This is a genomic window from Marinitoga sp. 1137 (genome assembly GCF_001941525.1).
GTDB lineage: Bacteria > Thermotogota > Thermotogae > Petrotogales > Petrotogaceae > Marinitoga > Marinitoga piezophila.
Map to the genome: position 1 here is coordinate 1,134,828 of NZ_CP009471.1, position 14,405 is coordinate 1,149,232.

Consider the following 14,405-nt stretch of genomic DNA (forward strand, 5'->3'; position numbering starts at 1 on the left):
TCATGAAAAATATACATCTTGTTTCACATTTTGTTTCATGAGCGATTAAATGGAAATATTAAAAAAAATCTTATGAGTTTAGATGTTTTTAAAAAAACATTCAAGTTTTTAACATTGCAATGTATGATATAATTAATATATACTGTGATGGGGGTGTGAAAATGTTATTAAAGTATGATGATTTCAAAATTAAGATGCCTCAATTAAACTTTGAAAATACAGAAAATATCCAATCAATTACAGAATATATTGGACAAAAAAGAGCATATGATTCAATGGTTCTTGGAATTGAAATAGAGGAAAAAACGCATAATATATTTATTACAGGTCCTGTAAATACGGGAAGAAGAACATTTGCAAGAAATGTGCTTACAAAATATTCCTTGAATAAGAAAACACCAAATGATTATATATATGTATATAATTTTAAAGATCCTATGAAACCAAAGGCTATTTCTCTTAAATCTGGTGAGGCCATAATCTTTAAAAAGATACTTAAAGAGACCATAGAAATATCCTTCGAAGCTCTAAAAAAGGGAATAGAAGGTGAGGATTTTTCTGAAAAAAGAACCCAACTTGAGGATGAATATTTGAAAGCAAGAAAAAGTGTATGGGATGACTTGAAAAAAGAGGTTGAAAAGTTAGGATTTAAACTACAATTTACAACTAATGGAGCCATGACTATACCTGTTTATGATGGGAAAGAAGTTACAGACGAAGAATATGACAAACTTCCAGAAGATGTAAGAAATAGTTTTGAGGAAAAGACACCTATATTAAGGCAATTAATGGAAAAAGCTATGATTAAGATTACCGAATACGATAAGAAATATAGGGAACAATTAAGGAATCTGGAAAAGTATTGGGCATTATTTACCATTTCAGGTATTTTTGAAGATCTCATTAATGAATACTCAACAAACTCGGATGTTATAGAATTCCTTAATGAGATAAAAAACGATATTGCAGAGAATTTTCAAGATATTTTATCAAGCGATGAGTCTATAACAAATTATTATAAGAAAAAATATTCAGTAAATGTCATAATAGATAATTCATCAATTAAAGGGGCTCCCGTAATTGAAGCCAATGATCCAGCATATTCTTCTTTAATTGGAAAAATAGAGTATTTTTCTCATATGGGAATGTTAAAGACGGATTTTACAATGATAAAACCTGGATTATTACATAAGGCAAATGGAGGTTATCTTATTTTAGATGCAGAAAAGGTAATGAGAAGTCCATACGTTTGGGAAGCTTTAAAAAATGCTTTGATGAATAATGAAATAAAAATAGAAAATCTTGAAGGTAAAATGGGATTAAGTGTTGTTCATACTTTAGAACCAGATCCTATTCCTCTTAATGTAAAAGTTATTCTCGTTGGAGAAGAATGGATGTATGAAGTGTTATACCAGTATGATCCAGATTTCAAGAAACTTTTTAATGTAAAGGTTGCATTTGACACAGAAATCGAATTAAATAAAGAAAATGCAGAATATTTTGCAGGTTTTGTAAAAAATATTGTGAAGCAACATGAATTAAAGGATTTTACAAAAGGCGCTGTTGAAGAATTACTAAAATATTCATGCAGGATAAATGAAAGAAACGATAGATTTTCCGCAAAGTTTGGTGTTTTAAAGAATATTATACTTGAAGCAAATTATATTTCTGATAGATATAGCGATACAATTCCGTATGTTGATAGAAATGCAGTAATTAAAGCTATACAAAAACATGAAAATATGTTTTCATTGTATAGAGACAAGATTTTCGATTCAATAAAAGATGGACAGCTTATTATTGATACAGAAGGTGAAAAGATTGGTCAAATAAATGGATTAACTGTTGTTGATTTTGATACGTATTCTTTTGGTGTTCCTGTAAAGATTACAGGTAATGTTTCTTCTGCAAAACAGGTAGGTGTTATTGATATTCATAGAGATGCAGATTTAAGTGGTAAGATACATAGAAAATCAACTTTTATTATAGAAAATTATTTTTATTCTAAATATAATCTTGATGAACATATGGTGTTTTCTGGTTCTATTAGTTTTGAACAGACATATTCCATGCTCGAAGGAGATAGTGCATCACTTGCTGAAATACTCGTTTTACTTTCAGCGATTTCCAAAATCCCGTTGAAACAGTATATTGCAGTAACAGGTTCCATAGACCAACATGGGAATATACAACCTGTAGGTGGAATAATAGAAAAGGTGGAAGGATTTTATTACACCTGTAAACTAAAGGGTTTAAAAGGTAATGAAGGGGTTATTATTCCTCATCAAAATATTAAAAATCTTGTTTTAAACAATGAAATAGAAGAAGATATTAAAAAGGGTAAATTTAGAATATATGCAGTAAAAAATGTTGATGAAGCTATTGAAATAATGACAGAATATACCGCAGGAAAATTAAATGAAAATGGTGAATTTGAGGAAAATTCATTTAATTGGCATATTATAAAAAGGATAAAGGAATTGAGAAAGATAGAAGATGAAAAATCACATAAGAAGAGGTTCTGGCTATGGGGGAAATAGAGAGAAAGGAAATAAATAAATTTGACGAGATATTGCTTGAATTCCTAGAAGAACTCGATGATGTTACCGAGGATACAAAAAAGCAATATACAAAATCAATAAAATATTTTCTGGATTATTTGAGAAAACACAATATTCCAAAGCCTACACCCAGGACTGTAAAGTCCTGGAAGGCTTATTTATTAAGGGAAAAAAGTCCTTATACTGTAAATTTGTATCTTTCTGGTATACGCCGTTTTTTTGCATTTCTCGAAGATAAAGGGTTATATAAAAATATTGCTAAAAATGTAAAAGGGGCTAAAAGACCTTTTGGGCATCAAAAGGATATCTTAACCGATGAAGAGATACGAGAAATCTTTGATGCTATAGATACGTCAACGCTTAAAGGAAAACGCGATATGGCTATTATAAAAATGATGGCATACACAGGGTTGAGGGTTTATTCTCTTACGCAAATTCGAATTAAAGATATGGTTAAGAGAAATAATAAAGTGTTATTGCATTATAAATCCAAAGGACACGTTAGCAGAGACTCTGTTATTGCATTGCATAAGGAAGTATATGAAAGTATAAATGACTATTTAAAAGAAAGAAAGAAGGTCAAGAAGTATAGACCTTCTGACCCTCTTTTTATTTCATTATCAAGAAACTCCTTTGGTAAAGCTCTTACAGAAAGAGCTATACAACTGATTATAGATGGATATTTTGATGAATTGGGCTTAAAGGAATTTAGAGGAAACAAAAAACTTTCTGCCCATTCCTTTAGACATACTGTTATTACAAAGGTTGCTCTTAACTATGGAATAGAAGCAGCAAGACAAATCGCCGGTCATAAAAATATTTCTACTACACAAATCTATTATCACGAAGCTACATCTGTAGCTCTTGATGCAGATGAAATGATAGATTTTGAATAATTAAATTTCTCCTTCTTTCCATAATTGTATAAATACCTTTACTATTTCTGGTGAGAACTGTTTTCCTGCATTTTCTTCGATTTCTTTTATTGCAATTTCAGCATCAATAGGATTCCTATATGATCTCCTTGAACGCATGGCATCCCATGCATCTGCAACAGATATTATCTGAGACATTATTGGTATTGCTTCACCCTTTAATCCATCAGGATATCCCTTACCATCCCATCTTTCATGATGATGTCTAATTGCTATTGCAATTTCGCTAAGGCTTTCTGATTTTATTAAAGCGTTATATCCATATTCTGGATGTTTCTTTATATATTCATACTCTTCTTCTGTTAATCGGGATTTTTTATTTAATATTTCAATAGGTATTAAAAGTTTCCCAATATCATGCAGCAATCCTGCCCAATAAATCTTTTTTATAAACGGTTTCCCAAATCCCATTTTTTCTGCAATTTTTTTGGATAATTCTGCTACGTTTTTTGAATGGTTTTTCGTATATTCATCATGCAATTCAAGGAAAGAAATAAGAGATTTAATAATATCTTCTCTAAATCTTTCTTCAATATCAGCTTCATTTTTTATCTTAAAGAATGTAGTTGCAAGAATTTTAAATGATTCTATTAACTCATCGAGACTTTCTGTATTAATTTCATCTTTTTTGAAATAAAGGGTTATTATATATGAAAGATTGATATTTAAATTAATTGGTATATCCAACGAATAAACTTCATTTTTGTTAATATTGTTTATCTGTAATCCTTTTTCAAATATTGTTTTTTCTTCATCATTTTCTATTTTTAATATTCTTCCATGGACTATTCCTGGAAAAACAAAATCGAGTATCTTAAAAAGTTCTTTGAGATAATTATCCTCCGATGTATATTCTTCTCTTCCAAGATCTGATATAGCTTTGATAATTAATTTTAAAGAGTTTTGTAGCTTTTCGTTATGAAGATAAAGTTCTTCCAGCTCTTCGTTTTGCGATGAGATCTCCTCATTTAATGATTGTAATTCTTCATTTTTTTTCTGTAATTCAAGATTTAACTTCCTCAGTAACATTGTACGTCTTTCTACCAGTTTTAAAAGAACTAAATGGTTTATTATTAAAAATACTATAATCAACATTGAAAATAAAATAAATATTTTTAGCCATCTTGGAACAACCGGTTCATCTTGCACATATAGATATTTATTTATTACTTCATAATATTTAGAATCTGTATCTTCTTTTAATTTTTTTAATTCTGTATCAATGAGATTGGCTATATATTCTTTTTCCGGATAATCCTTTCTAAAAGCTATCATTACCTTTACAGGGAAAAATATTATATCTGTTGGCGAAAGATTGTATTTTTCCGCATTTGTTAATCCAAAAGCTCTGTTAACCACTCCGGCATCTATCTGAGATTTTGATAACGCCTTAAAAATATCCTCATATGTATTAAATTCAACATATGATACATCTATATCAAAATTTTTAAGCAACTCTTTTAATCCCTTTTCTTTATCTTCGTAAAAGATATCACCTTTTAAAACGCCTATTTTTTTATTTTTTAAATCAAACATATTATGTATATTAGAATTATGATTTGTATAAACTACAGCCCAATCCGAAATAAAGGATTCCTTATTAAAATAAAAATGCTTAGCCCGTTCTGCCGAATAGGCAATACAGGCTATAGCATCTATTTCACCATTATTCAATTTTTTTAAAAGATTTGAAAACGTATCCATTTCATAATTATGTTTAACATTATTTTGAGTAAGGATATAATCAATTAGCTCTGGAAATATCCCCGTTTCTTTATCTATTATTTTTGGCGGATTATGATAAATCCCTATGGTTAATCCAAAAGATATTAGATTTATTAATAGGAATATATACAATAAAAGCCTCTTCATTCTTCACCATCCAATTCATTGTAATTTTATCAATTCAATTTAAATTGATTCACTATGTCCATTAACCTATCAGCAAGCTTTGTCATACTATTTGCTTCTGAGGTAACATTTTCTATGTTTGCCATTTGTTCTTCAATTGAGGCATTTATTTCCTGAGTAGAAGCATTTATATTTGTTGTCATTTCTGACAATTCTGTCATTGCTGTAGCTATTTCATCAACAGCAGCTGTTTGTTCCTGAACACCTGCTGCAATACCTTCAAGTTTTTCTGTTATTTCTTTTATAGCACTTAATATCTCTTTTAGATTTTCTCCTGCTTCATTTGATAATTGAGAACCTTCTGCAACCTTTTCATTTACAGTTTTTGAAACATCTAACGCATCATTTGAAACATTGATTATTCCATTTACAACCTCTTTTATTTCATCTGCAGCCTTTCTACTTTCTTCTGCCAATACTCTAATTTCATCAGCAACAACTGCAAAACCCTTTCCTGCTTCTCCAGCTCTTGCAGCTTCAATTGCGGCATTTAATGCAAGAAGATTTGTTTGTTCTGCAATATTTGAAACGGTGTCTACAAAATCATTAATCATCGTAGCGCTGTCATTAAATTCTCTTACTACTTTATCAATTTCTTTAGATATCTCTGTTATTTCAGCCATTTTATCTATAGCTTGTTTAACAGTTTTTCCCGCATTTTCTGCGCGTTCTGTTGATACATGACCAAATTTTGCTGCTTCTGTGGCACTATCTGCAATTAACTTAGTAGCAGAAGAAATTTCTTCAACTGAAGCTGTTGTTTCCTGAATTGACGCTGTAGAATTTTCCATCTCTGTAGCTATATTATTTACAGCAATTGTGATTTCCTGCAATGCTTCACTTGATAAATTCATAGCATTTACTATCTCTTTCATTGATTCTGTAAGTGATGTACTTTCCTGTTTTAACTGTATCATGTCTTTTTTCAATTGATCATGCATAGATCTAAATATTTCAATTAATCTTCCAAATTCACCTTTATCTTTAATTTTTGGAATTTCAACTGTATAATCCTTTCTGGATAATTTTTCGGCATAATTCATTAATATTTTCAATGGTGTCAATATTGATTGTATTATAATGAATGCCAATCCTGCTCCAAAAATCAAAGACAATACAACTAAAGTTATTCCTATTTGCTTGGCTTTGCTAAGAGAGTTAGCATTCTCTGATGTTATCTTATCTACATCACTTTCTATAGCTTTTTGAAAATTGGAAAAGCTTTCAATTACTTTATTACCAATCTCTTTAAATTCAGAAATTCTTGAAAGTAATTCTTCTTTAGAATTAATAGAATTCAAAAATGATGCATATTCATTTAGTTCTTTTAATAAACTTTCCTTTAATGTTGAATCTGTTTTAATGTTTTTTAATTGCGAAATTAATGAATTTATTTCTTTTTTAGCTGTATTAAAAGCTGTTTCGTCATTAAACGCCAGATATTCTGCAAGTAATTTTCTTACTTCCATAAACTGTGTAGAATAATGCCCGATTTCCTTCATTGACTTTACATAATTTTCTGCAAGATTCTTTTCGTTACTATCAATTACTGAAAATGAATAATTGCTCACCATAAATAATACAAATTGAGAGAATAACAATATTAATACCAGTAACCATATTTTTGAACGCAACTTCATAATTCATCCCCTCCTTTGAGCATATATACATTTTATATTTATATTATATCATACTTTTAGTTATAAAAAGGACAGGATTAAAACCTGTCCTTTTCTTTAAGCTGTTTTACTATATCTCTAATTTTATTTATTTCAGTTTCTTTAGATATTAACAAACCATTTTCTGTATCAATTACTATTATATTTTCCAGACCTACAATACCTACATTTTTATTGGATTTTACAAATACATTTTTGCTATTTACAAGATATACATTATCCTTATTATCTGAATATCCTTCCATTTCACGAACTGAAACCCAATTCCCCACATCTGACCATTCAAATTCTGCTTTTACTGTATATACATTTTTTGATTTTTCCATTAGAGCATAATCTATACTTATCTTTTCAAGTTTCGGATATTTTTCTTTTATCTCATCTATATTATACGGATTTACATCCTTTAAGACTTCAAAGGTTTTGTGATGGTTCAACTCCATTTCTTTTATAAACACACTCTTCTTCCAGATAAACATTCCACTATTCCAGAAATAATTTCCTTTTTTGAGATATTCTACAGCTGTATTGAAATCAGGTTTTTCTTTAAAAGATGAAACCTTCATTACTTTATCTTCCAGCAATTCTCCTGACTCTATATATCCGTATCCTGTTTCTGGTCTTGTTGGCATTATTCCAAGGGTTATTAGACCATTATATTCTTCAGCTGCTTTCACTGCTAAACCCACTGTTTTCCAGAACTTTTCTTTATCCGGAATATAATGATCTGCTGGAAGTATAAAAACAACTTCATTTTCATCTGCAACAAGTGTTCCTAAAAAACATGCTGGTGCTGTATTTTTAGCAATTGGTTCAAGTATAACATTTTTTTCTGGAATTTCAGGTAATTCTTTTATTGTCTGTTCTTTATACTTTTCACCTGTTACAACAAATATATCTTCTGGGGATAATTTAAATTGTAATCTTTCAAATGTTTCTCTAATTAAGGATTTTTCAGAAAATATTTTTAAAAATTGCTTTGGTTTTTTAGACGTACTTAATGGCCAGAATCTTTCTCCTGAACCACCTGCAAGAATTATTGCTTTCACTGATTTGCCTCCTTCTCCATTATTACTTTTCCCCTCTGGAATATTTTTCCTCTTTCATCTATCCAACTTTTTTCTTTATTCCCATCAAATACATTTTTTATTTCTGTATTTTTTAAATATATATTATTTATCCCTTCAATATATATATCATATTCATTTTGCAAAAATGTTGAATTTAATATGAAGAATTTTTCTTCTAATGTATTGTCAAATACAAAAACTGCTCTTTTTGAATTTCTAAATTCTGAATTTTCAATATTTAAAGGCGTTTTATATATGTCCAATGAAACTATATTGTTTATAAAATCTGTATTTATCACAGAGATTTTCATATCTTTATATGATTTTATTGATTTAAAATTATCCTTAAACATAGATTGTATAATACTTATATTTGAATTAAATGATTTTATTGCATATTTGCTATTAATAAAATCTGTAAACTTAATCAATAATTGAGAATCATGAATTTCTATATCTGCTTTTTTGGAATCAGCAATAGATAAGTTATAAAGATATACATTTGAATTGTATATATTAAAACCAACTTCATTATCAAAAAGCAGCGAATTTTTAAATTCTATTTTTGTGTTAATTATATCAAGACCCTTTTTATTTTCTGAAATTAATATATTATATAATAACCCTGTTGAAAGACCTTTTGAATATATTCCTGTAATACAATTTTTTATTGAAATATTATATAATTCAAATTTATCTGTTGTTGGAAAAATACCAATATTTGCATTATATATATCTACATTTTTTAATTCTGAGCTTTTCAGTATCACTCCTTCAAATTTACTGGATAATGCGTTAAATATCACCTTACTTTTTATGGTTTTGAAATTAAGATTTTTTATAGTGACTTTTTTATCTGGAAATAAATATATTTTTACAATGCCATCTATTATTGTATTATTTAATTCAATATCATTTCTAAATATATATGGAGATTGACTTTCTAAAAGTGTTTGTGGAACGGTTGTATATATTTTTTTGTGATACATAAACTTATCTTTTAATTTTATAGAAATTTCTTTTGTTTTGATGTTTTTAAATTCCCTCCATATAATCATTGTCGCAGAATTAGTTAATTCTTGAGGTGATATATTTACAATATATTTATATCCTTCAAATTTTCCGGTATATATATTGTTTTGAGTAATTATTTTATAATTATTATCTTTTGAATAATTTTTAAGAGTTATTTCAAATTGTCCTATTCCAATATTTTTTATTGATTTTATTATAGGCGTTGATGGTGGAATTGTTTTTGAATATATTGTTTTTTGATGTTGTTTATCTATATATACAACAAAATGATATTCTTTTTCAGGAGAAAAATTAGAAAAGGTTATATTGCTTATTTTATTTAAATTAAAAAGAGAGATTATATTATTCTCATTATCCTTTATCACTAATTTTGGATTTTCTGATATTCCAATTTTTTCAACCTTTATCTGGATAAAATTATTTTCATCTATAACCTTATATTCCGGGTACAAATCCAGATTAATACTTAATGGTTTTGATTTATTATTAAATTTATCTATAGCTATTAGTGTTGCAACTGTTGATTCTGTTTCAAATTCAAAATTATTTGTGTTAAATGTATATGTACTTTCATCTGTAAACAACATATAATGAGCATCTTCATTAGTTACAAGATTAAGTTCATATATATTATTTGCATACTTTATCTTATAATCTGAAATTTTCGGAGGTACAGTATCGACATAAACCTCTACCATCCAGAATACATTTTCTAAAAGCTCTATTTTTAGTTTATTTTTCCCTTCCTTCAATAAATCTGGCGAAAATTCCTTGCCATTTATATATATTTTCTTATACGGAAAATCAAAAGATAATTTTTTTGTATTTATATAATTATTTATTTCTGGTAATTCGGGCTTTACTATATTATATTGCTCACCTTTATATCCACCAGAAAATACAGGAATTATTGTATATTTTATACTTTTAGATGTAGTAATATCTTTAAATGTTGTATTTTCAATAGTTTCAAAAAAATCTCCATTTTTGTATATTTCAAATTTAATAGGTTTTAATTCATTATATTCAAGATTAAATGAAACTATTGTAAAATTATCGATATTTATTTCATGAGAAATTATCTTTGAAATTGGCGCAGAAATCTTAAAATTTTTGGAATATGCTGAATTCCCTGAAAAAATCGCCTCAGCATTCAATATTCCACTTGCATATGGTGAAATATATAATGAAAAATTTGATAATGTAGTTGTATATTCCTTATTATCAAATGAAATCTTCCAGAAATCCGGTTGATAATATTTATATGAAAATTCCAGGGATAATCTGTCAACATCGCTTCGATATAATTCTATATGAAAATCCGATTTCGGTAATACAATATTTTTTTCAATACGCTTGAAGTTAAAATAAGGAATTTCTATATAAAAATTTTTAATAATCTTTCCCTTAAAATATATCTCCCCATTATACTTTCCTGGCAATAAATTCATCTCCATCTTCTTTGACGAAGTTAAATATTTATCATTAACTTTTACCTTTAAATCTTCCACATTAATAAATCCAGGAAATTCAAGGGATATAATAACTTTTGAAGGCTTAAATAAAAGCCCTATTATTAAAATTAATACCAAAAAAACTATAATGATAGTTTTTTTCATATTTTACCTCCAGGAAAAAAAGGAGCCGAAGCTCCTTTAATTTAAATTTAAAAGTTATATTTCTTCGGCAATTATATATACAATTTCAAGTTGTTTTTCACCTTTTTTATCCTTCTTTACAGAAACCTGGAACCATAACAATAAGTCTCTTAAATATTCTTTTGAATCATTTAAGAATAAGTCTTTACCCTTGCCATTTATCTTTCCGCTTTTAATTGTTCCGTCTTTATATTTAACATATACAATTGCATCATCTGCATATTTAAATGGTTCTACAAATTTCTGGGTAAATAATCTATGTGTTGCCGGTTCAAACGAAACTAACTTTCCACCATAAAATGTCCAGAAGAAAATATTCATATCTTCAGGTCTTTGGATAAATTTTTCTTCTACAATGTCAAGAGTTATTCTTGCATCTGGAACAAAATAGGCTTTATCGGAAATTTTCATATCATTTAATTTATCTTTCACTTCATTCCAATAATCCAGAAAATCTGTATTTTCTGTATAATCAACCTTTTCATAACCATATTGATAGTATTCAAGAAAGTCTTTAAGTGATTTAAATGTTGCATAATCGCGTTTAACGTTTAATCTATCTTTAGTAAAGTAATATGCTATATTTCCATTTATATAATCATTTTTAATTACTTTATTTCTATAAATATAATCAACTTCTGTATTAAACATTACACCTATTCCAGCTGGAACCTTTGAAGCATTAACCTCTTTGAACAATACTTTATATTTTTCAGGAATACCTTCAAACCCATATTCTGCCAATTTTTTCATCATTTCTATTGTATCAACATTTACTGTATACCATTTAATTTTGAAGGAATCTGGATTGGCAATTTTAAATTTATTTGTCAATTTTAAAGTCACAGGAAGCTTTTCATTTTTTCTGGTTGGTTTAAAAACATGAGAGATATTTTTAATCCATATTTCATTTCCATTTTTTTCAATTGTACCAAAACTTGAAAACTCAAATTTTTTACTATTATTATCAACAGTAGCAAGAGACTTATATCTTAGCGCAAAGTCTTTTCCATCAAATATTTCTTTCTTATCCCATTTTAGCCTTTTGCTTACATATGTATTTTCTGCAATATTTTCAACATAGAATTTTTTATGCAAATAAATCTTTGAATTATCCAATGTAATTATTTCATTGCCATTATCTATATTAAACTTTATTATATCATTTGAAAGATTATATGGCTCAAGTATTTTAATTTTTCCGCTATTTGGTTTTAATGGTTCAAATAATGCATATTCCCCTTCTAATGATTTTTTAGGAAGATAAGAAATCATGTTATTATACGTTCTTACAGGTATTTTTGCATTATCCGGTATTTTAACTGGAGCCTGTGTAAATAAATATGAAACCATTGTATAAAAATATGCTCTTGAAACAAGGGTATATGCATCTATCTTAGTTGTTTGATCAAAATATTTTATTAAAGGAACTATTTTTCCTTTATCATTTGTTAAGAAGTATTTTTCAAAAACTGTTAAATATCCTGCTTCAGCCGGTGATTGTATTCCTGTATATACACTTAATCTTCTATTTAACTCTTCTGCGGATGTCACGAGATTTTTAGATGAAGTCATGGGAATATACGGACCAAAGCTCCAATTATTTTCAAGGGCTTTTAACGTAAATATCTTAACAAAATATTTTATCATATCCAACTTTGTTATAGTATTTAATGGGTTTATAGAATCAAATAATGGTACTCCAAGCTTTTTTATAAAATAATTATTCATATATTCCATATATCCAAAATCTCTTGAAAAATCGTATCCATCATTAACATATAATTTCTCCAATTTTGATTTTACATCTTCAAAGGTTGGAGAGGATAATGGAAAATCCTTTAAAATTTCATCTTCAACGCCAAAAATTCTTGCTGCTACCACTGCAACTTCAACTTCTCTAACGGCATCTTCAGGATAAAAATTATATGAAAATCTTGAATCAAGCATTTTAAAATTAGTTTCAGAATCTATATTTTCGTATATAACCGTTTTTAAAGCATCTCTTACAAAATTTTGATAATCTTTTATTGAATCATCAATATTAAAAAACAAAAGTGGTTGTTTTGGTGAATTCACAGCTAAAACCAACACACTTAACATAAGCAATGCTAAAACAAAAATCTTCTTCATACAGGTCCCTCCTTGAATATTTTTATGTCAGAAATAATATCGTCTAAATTATATCATAATATTACAATTCGAACAAATTTTTTTCAAATTTTATATAAAATACGAATAATTTATCACTTGATATATTAATTTAAAGTTAAATGAAGGTGTCTTTTTTTACAAAAAAGCGATTGTTATATGTTTTTTTTTATGATATAATACTACTATAATATTTTCATTCAGGAGGCGTATATGAAGAAGTATGTAGCTTTTTTTGATCTCGATAAAACCATTCTTGATACTTACAGTCCAAAACTATATTATAAATATGAAATAAAGCATGGAAAATTCCCATTATGGAAATACTATAAAATGGGAATTTATACTATATTCTATAAAATGGGAATTGAAATAAAAGATATGGAAACAATGGTTAAGGAAATGGCTATGAAATATAAAGGACAAAATGCCGAAGAAGCTTTTAGTTTCGCAAGACAATGGTTTGAAGAAGATGGCAAATATCACATAAGAGAAAGCATAAAAGAAGAAATAGAATTTCATAGATCAAATGGCGCTTATCTTTCTTTAATTTCTGCTTCACCAGACTCTCTTGTGGCACCTTTTGCAGAATATTTGAAATTTGACGATATGATCTGTACAAAAACTATTGTTGAAAATGGTATTATTACCGGAGAAATAGGAACATATATGTATGAAAAAAATAAGGTTATAGAAGCTAAAAAATTATGCGAAAAAAACGGCTTTGATATTAAAGATGCATATTTCTACAGTGATTCCATTTCCGATTTACCGCTTTTGGAAACAGTGGGAAATCCTATATGTGTTAATCCTGATCTTAGATTAAAATGGATTGCTAAAAAACGAGGTTGGAGAATTATATATAAATAAAAAAAATCGGGCATTTTTATTGCCCGATTTTTTTACCAGATATTCAATCTAAATCCCTGAATATCTTCGTCTGTACTTTCAAATTCCTCATCTTCTATTCTTTTATATTCCCAGTCAAATAAAGTAAAGTAAATTTTCCCTTCTTTACATTCTGTAAATACAGAAGGTAAAGTATCTTCTTCATCTTCTTCACTCATTGCCTCAACGATGAATGAATATGCGTTTGCATCTGTAATTTCTGCTATATCTTTCAATAATTTCACAGCATTATCAAATTCCAGATCACTTTCAAATGAAAACGGAAATGGGATTGGAACATCCATTGCATTAATATCATAATCTTCAAGCATTTCCTTTAAATCTTCTGCATAATCATAATCATATTCTCCAACCTTCTCAATAACCTTTTTAGTTGTTTCTTCATTTAATGATGTCCATAACATCACTGTAGGATGAATATGATCTCCATGAAATATTCCATCTTTTGCACCTTCTATTGCTGCTTCATGATAATTTTTACATTCTGCCATAATAA

At 27.8% G+C, this 14,405-nt stretch carries 9 protein-coding genes; 3 read left to right on the top strand and 6 right to left on the bottom strand.

The annotated features are described in order from the left end of the window. Positions 1 to 161: 161 nt before the first annotated feature. Complete coding sequence (locus LN42_RS05565) at positions 162 to 2,540, top strand: Lon protease family protein (RefSeq protein WP_075780480.1); 2,379 nt, start codon at positions 162 to 164, stop codon at positions 2,538 to 2,540. Next, positions 2,528 to 3,457, top strand: a complete 930-nt coding sequence (locus LN42_RS05570) for a tyrosine-type recombinase/integrase (protein ID WP_014296534.1) — start codon at positions 2,528 to 2,530, stop codon at positions 3,455 to 3,457. The genes LN42_RS05565 and LN42_RS05570 overlap by 13 nt, the downstream gene beginning before the upstream one ends. On the opposite strand, the gene LN42_RS10860 is transcribed toward LN42_RS05570, so the two are convergent. The 5 genes from LN42_RS10860 to LN42_RS05600 all read right to left on the bottom strand — a co-directional run bounded on the left by LN42_RS10860 (position 3,458) and on the right by LN42_RS05600 (position 12,982). Continuing rightward, positions 3,458 to 5,368, bottom strand: coding sequence for an HD domain-containing phosphohydrolase (locus LN42_RS10860; RefSeq protein WP_083635657.1), 1,911 nt, complete (start codon positions 5,366 to 5,368; stop codon positions 3,458 to 3,460). Positions 5,369 to 5,397: 29 nt separating this feature from the next. Next, positions 5,398 to 7,047 carry a methyl-accepting chemotaxis protein gene (locus tag LN42_RS05585; protein ID WP_014296536.1) on the bottom strand — a complete coding sequence of 550 codons (1,650 nt, stop codon included), beginning with the start codon at positions 7,045 to 7,047 and terminating at the stop codon, positions 5,398 to 5,400. Positions 7,048 to 7,124: 77 nt separating this feature from the next. Continuing rightward, on the bottom strand, positions 7,125 to 8,135 hold the full coding sequence (locus LN42_RS05590; RefSeq protein ID WP_014296537.1) for a mannose-1-phosphate guanylyltransferase: 1,011 nt from the start codon (positions 8,133 to 8,135) through the stop codon (positions 7,125 to 7,127). Further along, positions 8,132 to 10,810 carry a hypothetical protein gene (locus LN42_RS05595; protein WP_014296538.1) on the bottom strand — a complete coding sequence of 893 codons (2,679 nt, stop codon included), beginning with the start codon at positions 10,808 to 10,810 and terminating at the stop codon, positions 8,132 to 8,134. Before LN42_RS05595 ends, LN42_RS05590 begins: the two co-directional genes overlap by 4 nt. Before the next feature lie 54 nt (positions 10,811 to 10,864). After that, complete coding sequence (locus LN42_RS05600; RefSeq protein WP_075780481.1) at positions 10,865 to 12,982, bottom strand: hypothetical protein; 2,118 nt, start codon at positions 12,980 to 12,982, stop codon at positions 10,865 to 10,867. Between the two features lie 231 nt (positions 12,983 to 13,213). Here LN42_RS05600 and LN42_RS05605 point away from each other — a divergent pair, with 231 nt between their 5' ends. After that, a complete protein-coding gene (locus LN42_RS05605; RefSeq protein ID WP_014296540.1) occupies positions 13,214 to 13,870 on the top strand; it encodes an HAD family phosphatase in 657 nt (218 codons plus the stop codon). Positions 13,871 to 13,902: 32 nt separating this feature from the next. On the opposite strand, the gene LN42_RS05610 is transcribed toward LN42_RS05605, so the two are convergent. Then, entirely contained in the window at positions 13,903 to 14,400 is a 498-nt protein-coding gene (locus LN42_RS05610; RefSeq protein ID WP_014296541.1) for a tellurite resistance protein TehB, read from the bottom strand. Between the last annotated feature and the right edge of the window lie 5 nt (positions 14,401 to 14,405).